The sequence below is a fragment of the Nonomuraea sp. LP-02 genome (genome assembly GCF_036289125.1).
GTDB lineage: Bacteria > Actinomycetota > Actinomycetes > Streptosporangiales > Streptosporangiaceae > Nonomuraea > Nonomuraea bangladeshensis.
This window is the reverse complement of sequence record NZ_JAXCLK010000002.1, coordinates 250,820-269,277: the sequence shown is the minus strand read 5'-3', so window position 1 is coordinate 269,277 and position 18,458 is coordinate 250,820. Positions and strand designations below refer to the sequence as shown.

The following is an 18,458-nucleotide window of genomic DNA, read 5'->3' as shown; positions in this document are numbered from 1 at the left end:
AGGGCCGATCCACCGCGGTGGAATGTTCGGATGGTGGTGTGGAGGTGTCCATGCTGTTCGCTTTCTCTGGTCCGGAGGCGGGCGGCGAACAGCCCATCAGCTCAACCTAAGTTGAGGTCAAATGCGCTGGTGAGCGCCCTGCTCGGCAGAGGGCAGCGCTGGACCTGCCACCTCACACCTCGGCCCCGAGGTCGCCGCCGCCCTGAACGAGCGTTTCATCCAGCCCCAGATGGCCGACACCCTGGCCCGACTCACGGCCGCCAAGGAGCAGGGGCAGGTCGCGCCCGACTTCGACCTGGACCTGGCCTTCGAGATCCTCTCGGGACCGCTGTACTTCCGGCTGCTGATCACACACCAGCCCACGCGTGCTCCAGGCGGTCTTCGCCGGCGTGGGCCCTCGATCACAATCCTGAGAGACGAGCGGCTCGCGCCGTGCCGTGGAGGCGCCCCGGCGGGAGCTTGCGGCCGTAGGTGACCAGGAGGAGGTCCTGGGCGGCGCCGGTCAGGACCGCGCCGCTGCCGAAGGACCAGTCGAGGTCGTCGGCGCGCAGCTCGATGCCGTCGAGATCGGCTCCGAAGAACTTGAGGGTACGGGGAGTGACCTGCTCCAGGAGGAGGCGCACGCGGTCCTCCGGGACGCGGCGGTCGAGGCCGAGGGCGACGGTGATGTCCAGGCCGTGGATCACGTCGTGGCCCAGGGCGGCCGTGATGCCACCCACCGGCGGCTTCCAGGGGTGGCTCGCGTTGTCGCGGATGGCGCTGACCAGCTCGGCCGTGGACAGTGCGGCCGCGTCCTGGCGGGCCCGCCGATCGGCCATCCGGTTGATGTCACCCCGCGCCTTGACGAGTTCGAGCACCATCCTGGGCAGCGGAAAGCGGAACCCCAACGACATGTGAGCCGCGACCTCTCGTACGCGCCATCCCGCGCACAAGGTCGGTGCGTCCCACTGGGCGGGTGTCAGGCTCTCCAGCATCGCCGCCAGTTCCCGGCGTTCGCCGGCGATCGCGGTGGCTACGTCCATGGTGCGGCTCCTGTACTCGGCAGTGTTCATAACGAGATTACGGTAATAATTGGATTATGAGAAAGACGAGGACCGAGGCCAAGGAGCACAACCGGCGGGCCCTGCTGGCCGCCGCGCGCCTGATCGTCGCCCGCGACGGCCACCGGGCCAAGCTGGAGGAGATCGCCGAGCAGGCCGGGCTGACCACGGGCGCGGTCTACTCGCTGTTCGGCAGCAAGAACGGACTGCTGATCGCCCTGGTCACCGACTACCTCACCCCGCACTACGGCGGCATCGAGCAGACCGTCCCCGACGGCATGGGCCTCGTGGAGGCGGTGGAGGTCTTCGCCCGCCACTACCGCAGCCTGTGCGACGACCCCGACGCGCTGCGCCACCTGTCGTTCGAGATCAGCCTGCAGGACCTGGCCCTGCGCGATCCCGAGCTGGCGCCCAGGCTCGCCGCCTCCGTCCGGGCGCACGAGGAACGCCTGACCGCGCTGCTGTCCGGCAGGGTCCACGACGGGAGCGCCGTCACGCCGCGGCAGGCGCAGCGCCTGGCCACGGCGCTGCGCGCGCTCATGGTCGGCCTCAGCCAAGGTGTCACCCTCGGCCTCGCCGACGCCGCCTCCGGGGACTATTTCGCGGCCACCGCCCGCGCCCTGATCACCCCGGACGTGCTCGGACCGCCCTGATCCATCGGGACGGTCTTCAGAGGGGCGCGCCCGCCCAGCGCCGGCAGATCGTCAGCATCTGCTCCTCGGTGGGCCTCTCCACCAGCGGCGACCTGCCCGGTGCGGCGCGCAGCCCGTCGAGCATGACCTGCAGATAGCGCCGGTACAGCCCCGGGCGGACCTGGACGGAGTGCTGCGCCAGGTCGGTCACCAGCCACAGGATCATCACCACGTCGTCGTCGCCGACGCCGTCACGCAGGTCGCCCTCGGCCCGCGCCCGGTCGAGCAGGTGCTGCAGCACCTCCGCGACGCGTTCGACGGTGGGCCTGCCGAGCCGCCATCCGCCGCCACCGAGCGCGACGTCCCGCAGTCCGAGGTTGTCCACCAGGAGCTCGGTGATGCTTCCCAGGAGGAGTTCGAGGCCGTCCCAGGCCCGCTCGGCCTCACCCGCGCGCTGCGCGACCTCCGCCAGCTCGCCCAGCGGCTCCTCCAGGGCCGCGCGAATGAGCTCCTCCTTGTCGGCGAAGCGCCGGTAGACGGTGCCGACGCCGACGCCGGCGTGGTGAGCGACCTCGTTGAAGCCGACGGCGAGGCCGCGCTCGGCGAAGAGTTCGCGGGCGGCGCGCACGATGCGGTCCCGGTTGCGTTCCGCGTCCCGGCGCAGGCTGCCACGCCGCGTGGGCTCATCGGCGGCAGCGGGTCGCGGTTTCACGTGTCGAAGCGTACCCCCGGGCGGATCGATGGGATCAACGTCACAGCCCGCATCTCCGACGAACCGGATGAGGGCTATCCGCTTCTCACTAGACTTGCGGAATCGGATAGGTCTTATCCGGTTACTCGAACCCCACGTGAGAAGCGGAAAGTGAGTGCTCGATGGCCGAACTGCTCTACCGGCTGGGCCGGTTCACCGCCCGGCGGGCCTGGTGGGTGATCGCCGCCTGGGTCGTCGTGCTCGCCCTGGCCGTCGGAGCCTTCCTGGCCTTCGGCGGGACCATGAGCTCGACGATGACCATCCCCGGCACGCCCACGGCGCAGGTGACCGACCGCCTCAAGACCGAGCTGCCCGTGGCCAGCGGGGGCACCGGGCAGGTCGTCATCCACTCCGGCAGCGGTGAGGAGCTCACGGCCGCCCAGCGCGAGGGCGTCAGCGCGGCGCTGCGCAAGGTCGCCGACCTCGACGGCGTGGACCAGGTGGCCGACCCGTTCACCTCCACCGACACGCGCGCGGAGCAGGCGAAGAAGGTCACGGATGGTCTGGCGCAGGTCGAGGACGGCCGCGACCGGCTCGACAAGGGCCAGAAGCAGCTCGACCAGGCCCGCTCACAGACCGAGGCGGGCATCGAGCAAGCCGAGACGGCCCTCCGGCAGGCCGGCTCGAACCCGCGGCTCGAAGCGACACTCACCCAGCTCAAGGCGACCCTCGCCCAGCTCGGCAAGCAGCAGGCCGAGCTCGACGAGCAGCGTACGACCCTGGAGAAGTCCGAGCGGCAGCTGCTCACCGGACGCGACCTGCTGGCCATCGCGCAGGACATCCGCATGGTCTCCTCCGACGGCTCGACCGCGACCGCGACCATCGTCTTCGACCTGCCGCAGCAGGAGATCACCCCGGAGACCAAGGAAGCCGTCACCGAGACCCTCGACGCCGCGCTCCCCGACGGCGTCACCGCCGACTACTCCGCCGAGATCGCGCAGGGCGAGATCCAGCTGGGCGGCGTCGGCGAGGCGGTCGGCCTCGTCGTCGCGGCCATCGTGCTCATCATCATGACGGGCACCCTCGTGGCCGCCGGGCTGCCGATCCTCAACGCGCTCTTCGGCGTGGGGGTGGCCGTCGCGGGCGCCATGGCCCTGTCGGGCAGCATCGAGATGACGTCGGTGACCCCCATCCTGGGCGCCATGCTCGGCCTGGCCGTCGGCATCGACTACGCGCTGTTCATCCTCCACCGTCACCGCCGCCAGCTGAAGGCGGGCATGACCGTGGAAGAGTCCATCGGGCTGGCCAACGGCACCAGCGGCAACGCCGTGGTCTTCGCGGGCAGCACCGTGCTCATCGCGCTGCTGGCGCTCAACGTCACGGGCATCCCGTTCCTCGCCCTGATGGGAACCGTCGGCGCCGTCGCCATCGCCGTCGCGGTGCTCCTCACCGTGACCATGACCCCGGCGCTGCTCGGCCTGCTCGGGCACCGGCTCCTCCCCCGGCGTGACAGGAAGGCGGCCGTGCGGGTGACCGGGCAGGCCGCGCCCATGGCGGAGCCCGGGCACGTGCAGCCGATGACCATCGGCAGCGCCGTCCTGCGGATCGTGATCGGCGTCGGCGCGCTGGCCCTCATCGCGGTGCCCGCCGCCTCGATGCGCCTCGGCCTGCCCACGGGCGCCTCCGAGGCCGCCGACTCCACGCAGTACCGCGCCTACACCGCCATCACCGAGAAGTTCGGCGCCGGCGCCAACGGGCCGCTGGTCGTCGTCGCCGACCTCGGCCACGGCGTGACCGGGGACGACCTCACGGCGGCCCAGGCCGGCCTCGGCAAGCAGCTCATGGATGTCGGCGGCGTGACCGCGGTCGCTCCCATCGGCGCCAACGACCGGGGCACCGTGCTGGTCTTCCAGGTCGTACCGACGGGCGGGCCGACGTCGGAGTCCACCGAGGACCTCGTCCACGACCTGCGCGGCCGTACCCTTGAACTCGGCTCCGACGAGGTGTCCCTGTCCGTCGCGGGCAGCGCCAGCGCCAACCTCGACATCTCCGAGAAGCTCGCCGACGCCCTGCCGACCTACCTCGCCCTCGTCGTCGGCCTGTCGCTGCTGATCCTGATCGTCGTGTTCCGCTCGATCCTGGTGCCCCTCATCGCCACCGGCGGCTTCGTCCTGTCGCTGTTCGCGGCGCTCGGCGGCGTCACGGCCGTCTACCAGTGGGGCTGGCTCGGCGGCCTCTTCGGCGTCACCGACCCCGCGCCGATCCTCAACTTCCTGCCGACCCTGCTGGTGGGCATCCTGTTCGGGCTCGCCATGGACTACCAGCTCTTCCTCACCTCGGGGATGCGCGAGGCGTACGCGCACGGCTCCCCCGCCCGGCAGGCCGTCACCGAGGGCGTACGGGCGGGCAGGGCCGTCGTCACCGCCGCCGCGATCATCATGATCTCGGTCTTCGGCGGGTTCATGTTCTCCCACATGACGATGATCCGGCCGGTCGGCTTCGCGCTGGCCTTCGGCGTGCTCGTCGACGCCTTCGTGGTGCGCATGCTGATCATTCCGGCGGTCATGCATCTGGCGGGCGACAAGGCGTGGTGGCTGCCGCGCTGGCTCGACCGGGTCCTGCCCGACGTGGACGTCGAGGGCGCCAAGCTGGAACGCCACCACCAGGCCCCGCCGGTACGGGTCCCCGAGACCGCCGCACGCTGACGGCAGCTGCTTGGCGTACGCGGGCCGGCCGGTCACGGGATCACGACGAGTGGCCTGCCCTCCATGGGTGGGCTGTCAAGGGCCCGTTGCCGTGAAGCCCAGCAGCAGTTTGCTGGTCGTCTCGGGCGCTTCCATCATGGGGAGGTGCCCGACGCCGGGCAGCAGCTCGACCCGTGCGTTCGGCACCGCGTCGTACTGGTGCGCCGACGACGGCTCCCAACGGGGGTCGGCAGAGCCGAAGATCACCTGAACGGGGACCTGGAGGGCGGCCAGACGCTCGGGCAAGCTCCGTTCGGCGATGTAGGCGGTGTTCCGGCGCAGCACCGTTCTCATCACGCGGTAGGTGATGCTCCGTACGTCGGCGACCACGTCGTCCGGGAGGTCCACCGGGCGAGCGGCCATCGCGCTGATCCCCTTGCGGATCATCGCACCCGAACGCCTCGGCCACAGGAGCGGGCCCAAAGGCGGGGCCAACAGGAGCCGAAGGATGAACGGCTGCCGAAGGAGCGCATCCGGGCTCGGGCCGCTACTGATCAGTGCAAGCGAACCCACGAGGTCGGGACGTTGTTCGGCGAGCGCGGTGGCGACGTAGCCGCCGCTGGAGTGCCCGACCACGGCGACGTGACGAAGGCCGAGGTCGTCCAGCAGCGCCGCCACCTGGCCCGCCTGCGCAGGCACGTCGTACGACGGCGCGGGCGGGGACTGGCCGCAGCCCGGAAGGTCGACCCGGATGAGGTGATGGTGGGCGGCCAGTGCCGGGACCATCGGGCTCCAGAAGCCGCCCGAGGCCCCCGATCCGTGGATGAGCAACAACGGCTGCGCCTGCCGCGGGCCGTCATGGACCACGTGCATCCCATGGGAGTGCTCAATGTCGTACTCACTCATGCGGAGACTATGCACGGGCGGTCGGCTATCAATCTTGGACAAATGTTCCCGCAGAGTTGAAGACCGACGGCCTGTCACCATCAACGGTTGTACCGATGTCCCCCAAGGCCGGAAAACGGGCCTGGCGGATCGCCCGATACTCCGGCTCATTTCCGCGCAGCGGGAGCCATGGAGGTGTTCCAGAAGTCGGCGTAGCGGCCACCGGAGAACCTGCGCCGCCCGGGACACCGCCTTCACCAGGCTCTCCACGCCCATGGTGTGGGTTTGGCGTATGTGGGCTGACCCCTATCTCACGCTGGGTGCATCGCACGCTGTGCATCTATCGAGTATCGTCGATTAACGATGGACGAGAACAGAGGGCCACTGCCGCGCGCGGAGGCCGAGGAATACGCGAGCTGGTTCAAGGCCCTGGCCGACGCCACGCGGCTGCAGATCGTGTCGCTGCTGGCCCGGAGGGGCGCGCCGATGAGCGTGGGAGAGATCGTGGCCGCGTCCGGGGTGGGCCAGTCCACGGTGTCGCACCACTTGAAGATCCTGGCTGAGGTGCGGTTCGTGCTGGTCGAAAGGCAGGGGACCTCTGGCCTGTACCGGATCAACGAGAACTGCGTGAGCTGCTTCCCGACGGCCGCCGACGTGGTGATGGGCAAGCCGGTCCCGGCCGCGCCCACCTGTGAGTGAAGGAGCATTCCATGGCGCAGGACGAGGTTGTGGCGCGCTATTCGAGTCTGGCGCGGGCCGCACTGGACGGGCAGGACGTCGCCGACTGCTCGGCGGCCGAGTTCGAACGGGGCTGTTTCGGCGCCACCGGCTACGGCGACACCGGCACGCTGCCCGTGGCGGCGGTACGGGCCAGCCTGGGCTGCGGCAATCCGGTGGCCGTGGCCGAGCTGCGCGACGAGGAGACGGTGCTCGATCTGGGCTCGGGCGGCGGCCTCGACGTGCTGCTCTCGGCCCGCCGGGTCGGCCCGCAGGGCAGGGTGTACGGGCTGGACGCCAGCGCCGACATGCTGGAACTGGCCCGGCGCAACGCCGAGCAGGCCGGCGCGGCCAACGTGGAGTTCCTGCACGGCACGATCGAGCGGGTGCCGCTGCCGGATCGCTGGGTGGACGTGGTCATCTCCAACTGCGTGATCAATCTGTCCGACGACAAGGCGGCGGTGCTGGCCGAGGCGTTCCGGGTGCTGCGGCCGGGCGGCCGCTTCGGGGTCAGTGACGTGGTGGTGGACGGCGAGCCCGATCCGGAGCGCCGTCAGGCTGCCGAGCAGCGCGTCGGCTGCGTGGCCGGGGCGCTGCCGGTGGCCGTCTACCGCGAGCTGTTGGCGGCGGCCGGGTTCGTCGGCGTGCGGATCGCGCTGACCGCCGATCACGGCGACGGGGTGCGCTCGGCGATCGTACAAGCGGTCAAACCCGCTGCTGGGGAGGGCCTGGAGATCCGGCCGATGCGCGCATCCGACGCGGACCAGGTGCTGGCCATCTACCAGGCCGGCCTTGACACCGGACAGGCCAGCTTCGAGACCGTCGCGCCGAGCTGGGAGGGTTTCACCGCCGCCCGGCTGCCGCACCTGCGTTACGTGGCCGCCGACACCGGCACCGGCCAGGTGGTCGGCTGGGTGGCCGCGTCGGCGGTGTCGTCCCGGCCCGTCTACGCCGGGGTGGTGGAGCACAGCATCTACGTCCATCCCGGCTGCCAGGCGCACGGCATCGGCCGCGCGCTGCTGAGCGCGTTCATCGCGGCCGGCGAGGACGCCGGAGTCTGGACGATCCAGTCCGGCGTCTTCCCCGAGAACGTCGCCAGCCTGGCCCTGCACCAGGCGCTCGGCTTCCGCGTGGTCGGCACCCGCCGACGTATCGGGTGCCACCACGGCGTCTGGCGGGACGTGCTGATGATCGAACGCCGCAGCACCGTGGCCGGCATCTGAGCCGCCTCTCGGACTCGCCGCCGGGGACATCGGCTGTGCCCAGAACTTCGACATGTGTCAATATAGACAGGAGCCGATATCGATAATCATCTATACGGAGCACGTGTGGAACCCTTGGGGATCTTGGAGTGCAGCCCGCCGCTGACGCGCGAGCCGCTGGACGCCGAGCAGGCGGCCGGGGTGGCGCGGGTGTTCAAGGCGTTGGGCGATCCGGTGCGGCTGCGCATCCTGTCGATCGTGGCCAGCCGCGCCGGTGGTGAGGTGTGCGTGTGCGACATCACCGGCGCGTTCGAGCTCTCCCAGCCGACCATCAGCCACCACCTGAAGGTGCTCAAGGAGGTCGGCCTCCTGACCTCGGAGCGGCGGGCCTCCTGGGTGTACTACCGGCTGGTGCCCGAGACGCTGGGCGAGCTGTCGGCCCTGCTCACTCTGCCCGCCACCCAGGCGCCGGCGGCCGCGCGGTGACGGCCACGCGACCGGCACAGGCCACCGCGCCGTCCGTCGGCGTGATCGGCGCCCTGTCGAGGCTGGACCGGTTCCTGCCCTTGTGGATCATTGCGGCCATGGCCGCCGGGCTGCTCCTGGGCCGTCTGGTGCCCGGCCTGAACACCGTGCTGGACGCCGTCAAGGTCGGCGAGATCTCGCTGCCGATCGCGCTCGGCCTGCTGCTGATGATGTACCCGGTGCTGGCCAAGGTCCGCTACGACCGCCTCGGCACCGTGACCGGCGACCGCCGGCTGCTGATCTCCTCACTGCTGCTCAACTGGGTGCTCGGCCCGGCGCTGATGTTCGCCCTGGCCTGGGTCTTCCTGCCGGACCTGCCCGAGTACCGCACCGGCCTGATCATCGTGGGGCTGGCCCGGTGCATCGCCATGGTGCTCATCTGGAACGACCTGGCCTGCGGCGACCGCGAGGCCGCCGCCGTGCTGGTCGCGCTCAACTCCCTCTTCCAGGTGATCGCCTTCGGCGCCCTGGGCTGGTTCTACCTGGAGGTGCTGCCCGGCTGGCTAGGCCTGCCCCAGTCGGCGCTCGCCGTGTCAGCCTGGGACATCGCCTTCTACGTGCTCGTCTTCCTCGGCATCCCCCTGCTCGCGGGCTACGCCTCGCGACGGCTCGGAGAGCGCGCCAAAGACAGGGCCTGGTACGAGCAGCGCTTCCTGCCGCGCGTCGGCCCGATCGCCCTGTACGGGCTGCTGTTCACCATCGTCATCCTGTTCGCTCTGCAAGGCGGCACCATCACCTCCCAGCCGGCCGAGGTCGCCCGCATCGCGCTGCCGCTGCTGGCCTACTTCGCGCTCATGTGGGGCGGCGGCTTCCTGGTCGGCAAGGCGATCGGCCTGCCCTACGACAAGACGACCACGCTCGCCTTCACCGCCGCCGGCAACAACTTCGAACTCGCGATCGCCGTCGCGGTCGGCGTCTTCGGCGTCACCTCCGGCCAGGCCCTGGCCGGAGTGGTCGGCCCGCTCATCGAGGTCCCCGTCCTGGTCGCCCTGGTCTACGTCAGCCTGGCCGGCCGCCGCCTGTTCGCCGCCAAGGAGTCCACCCGTGCCTGAGAGCGCCACCAGTAAGCCGTCCGTCCTGTTCGTCTGCGTGCACAACGCCGGACGCTCCCAGATGGCCGCCGGATGGCTCACCCATCTGGCCGGCGATCGGATCGAGGTCCGCTCCGCCGGGTCCGCGCCCGCCGATCAGGTCAATCCGGTCGCGGTCGAGGCCATGCGCGAGGTGGGCATCGACATCACCGGCGAGCAGCCCAAGTTGCTCACCATCGACGCGGTCGAGGTCTCCGACGCCGTCATCACCATGGGCTGCGGCGACGCCTGCCCGATCTTTCTCGGCAAACGCTACGAGGACTGGAAGCTCGCCGACCCTGCCGGGCAGGGTATCGGCGCCGTGCGGGTGATCCGGGACGAGATCAAGGCGCGCGTCGGCGAACTGATCGCCGAGCTGCTGCCGGCCTGACGCCGACAAACAGCAGGATCTGCGGCGGCGGCCCAGAGCGGTGACAGCCTTCGTCTGCTGCCCTTACCGCGCAGGAAGGCGCGCTGCCGAACGGCTGATGGGCGGGCTCAGGCGTGGGCGGGGTCGGCCAACGGGGTGAACAGCGTCCCGAGCCGGGCGACGTGGTCGGGGATGATCCAGTAGTAGACCCAGGTGCCGCGCCGCTCGCTGCCGATGCGACCGGCGGTGCGCAGCACTTTCAGGTGGTGGCTGATGGTGGGGGCGGTCAGTTCGAAGGCCTCGGTGAGGTCGCACACGCACGCCTCGCCACCGGCGTGGGAGCCGATCATGGACAGCAGCCGCAGCCGGACCGGGTCGGCCACCGCCTTCAGCAGCACGGCCAGTTCGGCCGCCTCGCCTTCGCTGAGCGGCCGGCGGGCGATCGGCGCGCAGCACACCGCGTCCTGCGCGTCCTTGCTTCTCGGGACGAGGGGCAGGGCGGTGGCCGTCATGCGGGAGCCTCCGGAACTGGCGGGTGGTTCGACGTTCGTCCAAATGATAGGCGGTGGTAGCCGATCAGCGAGGCGGTGGGCATCAGGCAGGTCAGCGCGACGGTGGCCACGGCCCGCAGGGCGAAGGTCGCCGACAGGGCGGTCCGGCTGGGTAAGGGGCCGCTCTCGCCGCCGGTCGAGGCGGCGAGAGGATCGACGGCGGGTACGAGGTTCTCCTTCAGCGTTGCGCGGGTCAGCCGCAGCAGCCGCCGCCCTGGGGCGCCCCCGCGGTGGCCAGCGGCAGCGGGGTGCCGAGCAGTCCGCCGCTGATCCCGGTGGCCAGGCCGACCCGCTGCTCCTGGGCCTCGGCCAGGCTGGAGGAGCACACGCCGGTCTCGGGCAGGTCCAGCTGCACGTCCCGGGCGGCCTCCCAGTCGCCGGCCAGCGCGGCGACGACGGAGCGGGCCTGCTCGTAGCCCGTGGCGAGCAGGAAGGTGGGGGCGCGGCCGTAACTCTTGACCCCGACGGCGTAGTAGCCGTCCTCGGGGTGCGCGAGCTCCTCGGCCCCGTGCGGCGGCACCGTGCCGCAGGAGTGCGCGTTCGGGTCGATCAACGGTGCGAGGGCGCGGGTGGAGCCGAGGATCGGGTCGAGGTCGAGGCGCAGCTCGCCGGCGATGGCGTGGTCGGGGCGGTAACCGGTCGCGCTGACGATCTGGTCCACGGTCACGCTCTGCTCGTGGCCGGACGGGTCGCGGCTGATGACCCGTACCTGCTCGCCGTCGCGTTCGATGGCGTGGGTGAAGAACCCGGTCACCAGGCGGATGCGGCCGCTTTCGACGTGGGCGTGCAGGCGGGTGCCGAGCGCGCCACGGGCGGGCAGCGCGTCGGCCTCGCCGCCGCCGTACGTACGGGCAGCGTTGCCCGCGCGGATCGCCCAGGTGATCGGGGTGTCCTCCAGCTGGGCCAGGGCGAGCAGCGTGGTGGCGGCCGAGTGGCCGGCGCCGACGACCAGGACGTGCTTGCCGGCGTAGCGGTCGCGGTCGGCGCCGAGCACGTCGGGCAGCGCGTGGTCGACCAGCTCCGCCGCGTCGCTCTCGCCGTGGGCGGGCAGACCGGAGGCGCCGAGCACGTTGGGGGTGGCGTAGGTGCCGGAGGCGTCGATGACGGCGCGGGCGTGCAGCTCACTGCCGTCGGCCAGCCGGATCAGGAACGGCGCCTGCTCGCGCCCCGCGGTGCGGACCCGGTCGTAGCCGAGCCTGCTGATCGCTGTCACCTTCGCGCCGGTGCGGACCCGGTCGCCGAACAGTTTGGCCAGTGGGGCGAGGTAGTCGCCGATGAGCTCGGCGCCGGTGGGCAGCCACCCGGCGTCCGGCGCGCTCCAGCCGTCGGCTTCCAGCAGGCGGCGGGCGGCGGCGTCGATGTTGTACTTCCACGGGCTGAACACCCGGACGTGTCCCCACTGGGCCACCGATGCGCCTGCCTGCTCCCCCGCTTCCAGCACCACGAAGTCGAGACCTCGTTCCGTGAGGTGGGCCGCCGCGGCCAGGCCGACCGGGCCGGCGCCGATGACCACGATGGGCAGGTCGCCAGGCTGTGGGGCCTGGCGGCTGGGCTCGAGTTCGACGGCGGTGGGGCCGCAGCATCCGCTCATGGTGCTTCTCCTCGTCGTTGCGCGGGCCGCGCCGGTCCGCTCTGTTTTGAAGGCTGTCTAAGTAGCTTCAGCGGCAGGATGCCCGACGACTTAGAGGCTTGTCAAATTAGAGTTACATCTAATCAGCGGGCCGCGTGGAAGGAGGGGGTGTGCTGCCACTCCGGGCCCAGGTGGCTCAGCACCCCGGCGCAGTCCCCCACTACGGGACTCCGGCGGCGGGGGCTTCTCCGGTGAAGTGGCGCAGGTGCGGGCTGAGTGCGGCCACGGCGGCGGTCAGGCCGAGCAGGCCGCCCAGGACGACGAGCGTCGCCGCGCCGCCCAGCGCAGCGGCCATCGTCCCGCCGAGGACCGGCCCGAGGGGCTTGAGCGCCATTCCGCTCATGCTCAGGACCGCGCCCGTCCGGCCGAGCATCGCCTCCGGCACCATGCGTGCGATCACCACGTTCAGCACCACGTTCAGCGAGGGCGTCGACAAGGTGATGAACACCAGCGGAACCATCGGCCACCACGCCCCCCACGGCAGCGCCGTGGCCGCCAGTGCGGCGCCGAAGACCGTCACGACGGCTATCAGCAGCCTGCCAGGAGGCAGGAGCCTGCTGATACGGCCCGACAGCAGCGCGCCGGCCAGGCCGCCGATGCCGAGACCGGCCAGGACCGTGCCGGTGACGCGCGCGTCGCCGCCGCGTTCGCCGACGAGCACGATCAGCGGGATGAGGAACGCTCCGCCCAGCAGGTTGAGGACCATCACCGCTGCGGTGGCCTCCCGCAGGCCGTGCCGGCGCCACAGCCACGCGACGGCCTCGGCCGCTTCCCGGCGCATGCCCCGCCGCTCCTCGCCGTGGTCCCGTGCCGAGGTCCGTGGCTCGTCCGCCGGGCGGCGTGGCACCTTCGCGAGAGCGTAGAAGAGCGTGGCGGCGAGGAAGGTGAGGGTGTCGACGACGAACGGCACCGCCCGCCCCAGGCCGTACAACAATCCACCGAGCGGCGGGCCGATGAGGCCGGCCGCGTGGGTGCGGGCCTCCTCCTGCGCGTAGGCGGTGTGCAGCTGGCCCGGGGGGACGATGCCGCGGATCGCCGTGTCCTGGACGGGACCGACGAACGCGGCGCACAGCCCGTCCAGCACCGCCAGCGTGACGAACTGCCAGACCTGTACGTCACCGGTGATGACGAGCGCCGTGAGCAGCGCGGACACGACGGCCTGGAGGCCCTGGGCGGTGATGAGCGTGCGGCGGCGGTCCCACCGGTCCACCCAGACGCCGGCCGGGATCTGGACCGCGAGGGAGGCGACGGTGCGGGCTCCGGCGACGACGCCCGCCAGGCCGGGCGAGCCGGTGAGCGCCAGCACCAGCAGCGGCATGGCGAGCCTGGTGAGCTCCGACCCCAGCTCGGAGACCGCGCTGCCGACCCACAGCAGTTGGAAGCGCGCGTTCTTGCGCAGCGGGACGAGGTCGGTCACGAGGCGGCTTCCTTCGCTGCGGGGGGCGGTCACCTGGCCTGGGGCGCCGCTTTCGGTGGCGAAAGGGCACGCCGTTTCGGTTCCGGGCAGGTCGGGCGGGACCCGGAGAAGATACTCAGCCGAGGTGACGCTGTCCAGCTCGCACGCTTTCCGAGAGGTAAGCTCCTGCTTCGAGGAGGTTCGCATGGCGAAAGTGGCCCTGGTCGGCGCGGGCAACGTCGAACTGACCCGCAAGATCCTCTCCGACCTGATGTCCAGCCCCGAACTGGCCGGCAGCCTGCGGGTGGCGCTGCACGACATCGACCCCGGCCGCCTGGCGACCGCCGAGCTGTTGTCCCGCCGCCTGAACGCCGAGACGGGCGCGGGCGCGACGATCGAGGCCGGCGCCGACCGTGAAGTGGCGCTGACCGGCGCCGATTTCGTCGTCTGCCAGATCGACGTGGGCGGCTACGAGGCGGCGCGGGCGGACTTCGAGATCCCCCACCGGTACGGCGTGCGCCAGACCGTCGGCGACACGCTCGGTCTCGGCGGCATCTTCCGCGGCCTGCGCGCCATCCCCGTCCTGCTCGATCTGGCGCGCGACATGGTACGGCTGTGCTCCCACGCCTGGCTGCTCACCTACACCGACCCCCTGGCCATGTTGTGCGGAGCCGTGCTCGCGGGCACGCCGCTGCGCCGGGTGGCCGGGCTGTGCCATTCGGTCCGTGACACCCACGCGCTGCTCGCCGACCTGATCGGCCGCGAGCTCGACGACATCGACTTCCTCACCGCCGGGCTGAACCACCAGGCGTTCGTGCTCCGTTTCGAAAGCGGCGGACTGTCGCTCTACAAGGAGCTCGACCTCGTGATGGCCGCCGACGCGGAGCTGCGCGGGCACGTGCGCGCCGAGATGTACCGGCGTCTCGGCTACTTCCCGACCGAGTCCAGTGAGCACGCGGCCGAGTACGTGCCCTGGTTCCTGCCCCACGACAAGGAAGTGCGCCGACTCAACCCGCCGCTGAACGAGGGCCTGCGGCGCCGGCTGCGCAAACACGACGCCGACGAGCGGCTGCGCGCGGCGCTGGCGGCGGGCGAGCCGGTGCTGGCCCGGTGGAAGCACTTCGAGATGGCCTCCGAAGTGATCCACTCGATGCTCACCGGCACGCCGCGCGAGGTGCAGCTCACTCTGCCCAACGACGGGCTGATCGACAACCTGCCGGCCGGCGCCTGCGTGGAGGTGCCCGCCCTGGTGGACGGCGCGGGGATCCATCCCAGGCCGGTCGGCGCCCTGCCCGTCCAGCTCATGGCGCTCAACCGGTCGTTCCTGAATGTGGTGGAATTGACCACGACAGCGGTCCTGGAAGAGCGACGATCGGCGGTGTACCAGGCGGCCATGCTCGACCCCAACACCTCGGCGACCCTCCCACCGGCCGACATCCAGGCGGTGTGCGACGACATCATCGCGGCTCAGGCGGCATATCTGCCCGCCGGGATCACGCGCGGCGGGGCGGGCCGATGAAGGACCCGGCGCCCTCGGCGCCTCCCGCCGGCGACTCCGGGGCGCCGTTGCGGCGCGAACGCATCGTGGCGCTGGTGCTGGAGCACGGGTTCGTCCGGGTCACCGACCTGGCGGAGACGTTCGGCGTGTCCAGTGTGACGATCCGCGGCGATCTGGAGGTGCTCGGCCGTCAGGGCGCGCTGCGCCGGGTGCGCGGCGGGGCGATGCACGTCAAGGCCGCGCCGTCGCCCGGCGAGGCGCCGTACGGCACGGCGGTGGACCGGCTGGCGCTGGAGAAGCTGCAGCTCGCCCGGCACGCCGCCGCGCTGGTGGCCGACGGCGAGAACATCATCATCGATTCCGGCACCACGGCCACGTCTCTGGCCCGCGAGCTGGTGGCCCGCGGCGACCTGACCGACGTCGTGATCTTCACCAACAGCCTGCGGGTCGCGGCGGAGCTGGAGCCCGCCATTCCGCGGTTCTCCGTCCTCGTCACCGGTGGAACGCTTCGACCGGCCACGCACGCGCTCGTCGATCCGCTCGGCGCGGCCATGCTGGAGCGCATCCACGCCGATACGGTGTTCCTCGGGTGCCACGGTGTCCATCTGGAGTCCGGTGTCACCGGCGCGAACCTGCTGGAGGCCGAGCTGAGACAGCGCATGATCCATGCCTCCCGGCGCCGGGTCGTGCTGGCCGACTCCACGAAGCTGGGCCGGATCGGGCTGGCGCCGATCTGCGCGCTGTCGGAGGTGAACCTCCTCGTCAGCGACGCGGGCGCGGCGCCCAGCTTCGTCAGCGCCGTACGGGAGCGGGGCGTCGGCGTCGAGCTGGCGACATGACGCCCGAGTCGCTCAGGCGGGGAGGGCGGGGAGGGCGGGCATCCCGTCGGTGAACAGCCGGGCGTCGACCTGGTCCAGGGCGACGCGCAGCGCGCCGAGTGCGACGCTGTCGGCGCCGAGGTCGGAGGCCCGGATCTCGGGGACGCGCAGGCAGAGGCGGCCGAGCTCCCGTTCGAAGGGCTCGATGAGCAGGTCGGCGGAGCGGGAGTAGCCGCCGCCGAGGATGACGACCTGCGGGTCGAGCGCGAGCACGAGAGCCGCGGCGCCCACGGCCAGGTCCTTGACGTAGCGGCGCAGCGCCTGGCGGGCGTGGCGGTCGCCCTCACGGGCGCGTTCGAAGACCCAGGCGGCCTTGTCGTTGGGGTGGATGCCCTCGGGCACCCCCGGGCAATTTTCGATGTGGGAGGGCGCCGAGAGCCAGCGGACCGCCTTGAGCGCGCCGATCTCGCCGGCCGCTCCCGCGTAGCCGCGCCGCAGTGTGCCGTCGAGGATGAGGCCGGCGCCGGTGCGCATGCCCGCCAGCACGTAGACGATGTCGTCGGCGTCCTGCGCGGCGCCCTTCCAGCGTTCGGCGACGGCGGCGAGCTTGCAGTCGTTCTCGACCAGGATCGGGCAGGTGAAGCGGGCCGACAGATGCTCGGCGGGCGAGACGCTCGCCCAGCCGGGCAGCGGGGTGAACAGCGTGGTGCGGCCCGTGGCGTCGACCGGGCCGGTCACGCCGACCGTCACCGCCCAGATCTGGCCGGGCGGCATCCCGGCGTCCGCCAGGCACTGGGTGATGGCGGTGTCGAGGGCCTGGAGCCGCGCGGCGGGGTCGGCGTCCGGCTCGACCGGGAGCCGGTGGCTGTGCAGCACCTGCCCTTCGAGGTCGGCGAGCAGGACGAGGATCTTGTGGACGCCGACGTCGACGCCGAGCACGTGCCCGGCGCCGGCGTTGAAGCGGTAGCGGCGGGCGGGGCGGCCGACGCTGCTGCCGTCGGGTTCGACGACCTGCACCCATCCGTCGGTGACCAGTCCGCGGACCACGACGTCGGTGCCGGGCCGGGACAGGCCGGTGCGGTGGGCGAGCTCGGTGACGGTGACGGGTGGCTGGCCGCGCATCGCCCGCAGGATGCTGAGCGAGTTGATCTCGCGCAGCTTGCTGACGTCCGCTCCGGCCGTCTCCGGCACCCCTGCACCCCCGATTATGCTTCGATTCAGCGTAATTCTAGCGCTCCGTCAGGAGATCGGATACTGCTGCCCCGGTCCCAGGGCGGCGGCGAAGTCCACGGTACGGCCGCCGATGACGAAACTGTAGCGGCCCGTCCGGACGATCTCCGGCTGCTCGGCCAGGTAGGCCGTCAGGTGCGCGAGCTCGTCCGCGCTGAGCCACGACGGCGGGTCGGAGACCGCCTTGAAGCCGCAGATCGCGGCCAGGTCCTGCAGCCAGCCCATCTGCGTCTCGGTGAGCAGGTTGAGCCGGCTGCGGAAGTACACGATGTCCGGGTCGACCTGGAGCAGGCGTGACTGCCACAGCCGGTGCAAGGTGTTGACCACGGCGTTGTAGGCCATGGCGTCCGACGGGTCGTCGGTGGCGTAGTTGGTCCACAGCGGGGCGACGTCGGGGCCGCTGCGCAGCCCGTCGGCCAGGCCGAGCGAGGGCAGCAGCAGGGCGCCGCTGCCGAGCAGGTAGACCTCCGGACCCGCGACGCGCCGGATCAGGGCGAGCGCGTCCCGGTAGGCCTGCTCGCGGGGCGCGCCGGAGTGCCGGACGCCGGGGACCGCTCCGGCGTTGATGAAGTCGAGCTTGAGGTAGGTGAAGCCCCACTCGTGCACGACCTTGTGGATCAGCTCGGTGAGGTGGTCCTGGACGCCGGGATGGGTGAGGTCCAGGGCCCAGTAGGAGGTCCCCCAGTTGTGCCCGGCGACGACCGGCTGCCCATCGGCGTCACGCAGCAGGAACTCGGGGTGCTCGCGGGCGGTCCGCGACGTGGGCAGCACGATGAACGGGGCCAGCCACAGGCCCGCCCTCATGCCGGCGGCGGCGATGCGCTCGGTCAGGGCGCGCATGCCGGAGGGGAACTTGTGGTTGGGCTCCCAGTCCCCGACGGCCACCTCCCAGCCGTCGTCGATCTGGGCGACGTCGTACGGCAGGCCCGCCAGCGCGGCGAGATCCTTGTTCAGCACCTGCTCGCTGACGCCCTCGTAGTAGGCGTACCAGGTGCACCAGACGTTGCCGGCCTGCCGGTCGCTGCTGCCGAGGCGGGCCGCGAGCTGGTCGGTGTAGCGGGCGAAGACCTCCTGTTCGGGGCCGTAGGCCAGGAACCAGGGGGCGCCGTCGTCCTCGTACCAGCCGGCCAGCGTGTCGTGGTCGGCGGACAGGCGGGGGGTGCCCAGCCCGAGCGAGCCCAGCAGGAGCACCTGCCCGTCGTCGCCCTGCAGCGCGGCCACGGCCGAGGAGTGGTGGCGGGCGGGGTCGTCCCAGATCGTGTCGTCCGCGGTCAGGCGCCGCTGCGGGTTGGCGATCCGCAAAGGGGGTTCGCTGAGCCGGCGCCACCCGCATGGGCTCCAGGAGTTCTGGCCATGCCGGTAGAACAGGGCGTCGGCGAGACCGTGCAGGATCGCGACCCGTCCGGACGGCAGGACGAGACCGCCGGCGACGGGCGTCGGGGGCTCGGAACCGGTGAGCTCGATCGCGAATGCACGACCGGCCAGGTCGACGAGCAGGGGCATGGTTCTCCTTCGAGCA

18 protein-coding genes are annotated in these 18,458 nt (G+C 71.6%); 10 read left to right on the top strand and 8 right to left on the bottom strand.

All coding sequences use genetic code 11. The features are described from left to right. The first annotated feature begins 229 nt into the window (after positions 1–229). Positions 230–475: a TetR/AcrR family transcriptional regulator C-terminal ligand-binding domain-containing protein gene (locus SMD20_RS44545; protein WP_329593364.1), complete on the top strand. Its 246-nt coding sequence runs from the start codon at positions 230–232 to the stop codon at positions 473–475. Here SMD20_RS44545 and SMD20_RS44540 read toward each other — a convergent pair. After that, on the bottom strand, positions 402–1,022 hold the full coding sequence (locus SMD20_RS44540) for a maleylpyruvate isomerase family mycothiol-dependent enzyme (protein ID WP_329593362.1): 621 nt from the start codon (positions 1,020–1,022) through the stop codon (positions 402–404). The genes SMD20_RS44545 and SMD20_RS44540 overlap by 74 nt on opposite strands. Positions 1,023–1,078: 56 nt before the next feature. Between SMD20_RS44540 and SMD20_RS44535 the strand changes: the two genes are divergently transcribed. Further along, the gene (locus SMD20_RS44535; RefSeq protein ID WP_329593360.1) at positions 1,079–1,693 is read left to right on the top strand and encodes a TetR/AcrR family transcriptional regulator; all 615 of its coding nucleotides are present in this window, start codon (positions 1,079–1,081) and stop codon (positions 1,691–1,693) included. A gap of 16 nt (positions 1,694–1,709) precedes the next feature. Here the strand turns inward: SMD20_RS44535 and SMD20_RS44530 are convergent, their stop codons facing one another. After that, positions 1,710–2,384, bottom strand: a complete 675-nt coding sequence (locus SMD20_RS44530) for a TetR/AcrR family transcriptional regulator (RefSeq protein ID WP_329593358.1) — start codon at positions 2,382–2,384, stop codon at positions 1,710–1,712. Between the two features lie 161 nt (positions 2,385–2,545). Here SMD20_RS44530 and SMD20_RS44525 point away from each other — a divergent pair, with 161 nt between their 5' ends. After that, positions 2,546–5,068, top strand: a complete 2,523-nt coding sequence (locus SMD20_RS44525; RefSeq protein ID WP_329593356.1) for an MMPL family transporter — start codon at positions 2,546–2,548, stop codon at positions 5,066–5,068. Between the two features lie 75 nt (positions 5,069–5,143). On the opposite strand, the gene SMD20_RS44520 is transcribed toward SMD20_RS44525, so the two are convergent. Beyond that, positions 5,144–5,953: an alpha/beta fold hydrolase gene (locus tag SMD20_RS44520; protein WP_329593355.1), complete on the bottom strand. Its 810-nt coding sequence runs from the start codon at positions 5,951–5,953 to the stop codon at positions 5,144–5,146. Positions 5,954–6,295: 342 nt separating this feature from the next. On the opposite strand from SMD20_RS44520, the gene SMD20_RS44515 reads away from it, so the two are divergent. The 5 genes from SMD20_RS44515 (at position 6,296) to SMD20_RS44495 (ending at position 9,837) form a co-directional block, all read left to right on the top strand. Further along, the gene (locus tag SMD20_RS44515) at positions 6,296–6,631 is read left to right on the top strand and encodes an ArsR/SmtB family transcription factor (RefSeq protein ID WP_329593353.1); all 336 of its coding nucleotides are present in this window, start codon (positions 6,296–6,298) and stop codon (positions 6,629–6,631) included. Positions 6,632–6,642: 11 nt separating this feature from the next. Then, the gene (locus SMD20_RS44510) at positions 6,643–7,872 is read left to right on the top strand and encodes a GNAT family N-acetyltransferase (RefSeq protein ID WP_329593351.1); all 1,230 of its coding nucleotides are present in this window, start codon (positions 6,643–6,645) and stop codon (positions 7,870–7,872) included. Between the two features lie 105 nt (positions 7,873–7,977). After that, positions 7,978–8,337 carry an ArsR/SmtB family transcription factor gene (locus tag SMD20_RS44505; protein ID WP_329593349.1) on the top strand — a complete coding sequence of 120 codons (360 nt, stop codon included), beginning with the start codon at positions 7,978–7,980 and terminating at the stop codon, positions 8,335–8,337. After that, positions 8,334–9,428 carry an ACR3 family arsenite efflux transporter gene (arsB, locus tag SMD20_RS44500; protein WP_329593347.1) on the top strand — a complete coding sequence of 365 codons (1,095 nt, stop codon included), beginning with the start codon at positions 8,334–8,336 and terminating at the stop codon, positions 9,426–9,428. Before SMD20_RS44505 ends, arsB begins: the two co-directional genes overlap by 4 nt. Then, positions 9,421–9,837 carry an arsenate reductase ArsC gene (locus SMD20_RS44495; protein WP_329593345.1) on the top strand — a complete coding sequence of 139 codons (417 nt, stop codon included), beginning with the start codon at positions 9,421–9,423 and terminating at the stop codon, positions 9,835–9,837. Before arsB ends, SMD20_RS44495 begins: the two co-directional genes overlap by 8 nt. A gap of 107 nt (positions 9,838–9,944) precedes the next feature. Here SMD20_RS44495 and SMD20_RS44490 read toward each other — a convergent pair whose 3' ends face one another. The 3 genes from SMD20_RS44490 to SMD20_RS44480 form a co-directional block, all read right to left on the bottom strand. Continuing rightward, positions 9,945–10,328: a metalloregulator ArsR/SmtB family transcription factor gene (locus tag SMD20_RS44490; protein ID WP_329593343.1), complete on the bottom strand. Its 384-nt coding sequence runs from the start codon at positions 10,326–10,328 to the stop codon at positions 9,945–9,947. A 232-nt stretch (positions 10,329–10,560) separates the two neighbouring features. Then, on the bottom strand, positions 10,561–11,958 hold the full coding sequence (locus SMD20_RS44485; protein ID WP_329593341.1) for an FAD-dependent oxidoreductase: 1,398 nt from the start codon (positions 11,956–11,958) through the stop codon (positions 10,561–10,563). A 199-nt stretch (positions 11,959–12,157) separates the two neighbouring features. After that, positions 12,158–13,414 (bottom strand): MFS transporter, encoded by a 1,257-nt coding sequence (locus tag SMD20_RS44480; protein ID WP_329593339.1) that lies wholly within the window; start codon positions 13,412–13,414, stop codon positions 12,158–12,160. Positions 13,415–13,598: 184 nt separating this feature from the next. Here SMD20_RS44480 and SMD20_RS44475 point away from each other — a divergent pair, with 184 nt between their 5' ends. After that, positions 13,599–14,912 carry a family 4 glycosyl hydrolase gene (locus SMD20_RS44475; protein WP_329593337.1) on the top strand — a complete coding sequence of 438 codons (1,314 nt, stop codon included), beginning with the start codon at positions 13,599–13,601 and terminating at the stop codon, positions 14,910–14,912. Beyond that, complete coding sequence (locus tag SMD20_RS44470) at positions 14,909–15,730, top strand: DeoR/GlpR family DNA-binding transcription regulator (protein WP_329593335.1); 822 nt, start codon at positions 14,909–14,911, stop codon at positions 15,728–15,730. Before SMD20_RS44475 ends, SMD20_RS44470 begins: the two co-directional genes overlap by 4 nt. A gap of 12 nt (positions 15,731–15,742) precedes the next feature. On the opposite strand, the gene SMD20_RS44465 is transcribed toward SMD20_RS44470, so the two are convergent. Next, a complete protein-coding gene (locus SMD20_RS44465; protein ID WP_329593334.1) occupies positions 15,743–16,900 on the bottom strand; it encodes an ROK family transcriptional regulator in 1,158 nt (385 codons plus the stop codon). Positions 16,901–16,948: 48 nt separating this feature from the next. Further along, on the bottom strand, positions 16,949–18,442 hold the full coding sequence (locus SMD20_RS44460; protein WP_329593332.1) for a glycoside hydrolase family 36 protein: 1,494 nt from the start codon (positions 18,440–18,442) through the stop codon (positions 16,949–16,951). Positions 18,443–18,458: the final 16 nt, after the last annotated feature.

Bases quoted from the DNA above. Each gene is read 5' to 3' on its own strand.
- SMD20_RS44545 (WP_329593364.1), top strand. From the start codon at position 230: ATGGCCGACACCCTGGCCCGACTCACGGCCGCCAAGGAGCAGGGGCAG.
- SMD20_RS44540 (WP_329593362.1), bottom strand. From the start codon at position 1,022: ATGGACGTAGCCACCGCGATCGCCGGCGAACGCCGGGAACTGGCGGCG.
- SMD20_RS44535 (WP_329593360.1), top strand. From the start codon at position 1,079: ATGAGAAAGACGAGGACCGAGGCCAAGGAGCACAACCGGCGGGCCCTG.
- SMD20_RS44525 (WP_329593356.1), top strand. From the start codon at position 2,546: ATGGCCGAACTGCTCTACCGGCTGGGCCGGTTCACCGCCCGGCGGGCC.
- SMD20_RS44520 (WP_329593355.1), bottom strand. From the start codon at position 5,953: ATGAGTGAGTACGACATTGAGCACTCCCATGGGATGCACGTGGTCCAT.
- SMD20_RS44515 (WP_329593353.1), top strand. From the start codon at position 6,296: ATGGACGAGAACAGAGGGCCACTGCCGCGCGCGGAGGCCGAGGAATAC.
- SMD20_RS44510 (WP_329593351.1), top strand. From the start codon at position 6,643: ATGGCGCAGGACGAGGTTGTGGCGCGCTATTCGAGTCTGGCGCGGGCC.
- SMD20_RS44490 (WP_329593343.1), bottom strand. From the start codon at position 10,328: ATGACGGCCACCGCCCTGCCCCTCGTCCCGAGAAGCAAGGACGCGCAG.
- SMD20_RS44485 (WP_329593341.1), bottom strand. From the start codon at position 11,958: ATGAGCGGATGCTGCGGCCCCACCGCCGTCGAACTCGAGCCCAGCCGC.
- SMD20_RS44475 (WP_329593337.1), top strand. From the start codon at position 13,599: ATGGCGAAAGTGGCCCTGGTCGGCGCGGGCAACGTCGAACTGACCCGC.
- SMD20_RS44470 (WP_329593335.1), top strand. From the start codon at position 14,909: ATGAAGGACCCGGCGCCCTCGGCGCCTCCCGCCGGCGACTCCGGGGCG.
- SMD20_RS44460 (WP_329593332.1), bottom strand. From the start codon at position 18,442: ATGCCCCTGCTCGTCGACCTGGCCGGTCGTGCATTCGCGATCGAGCTC.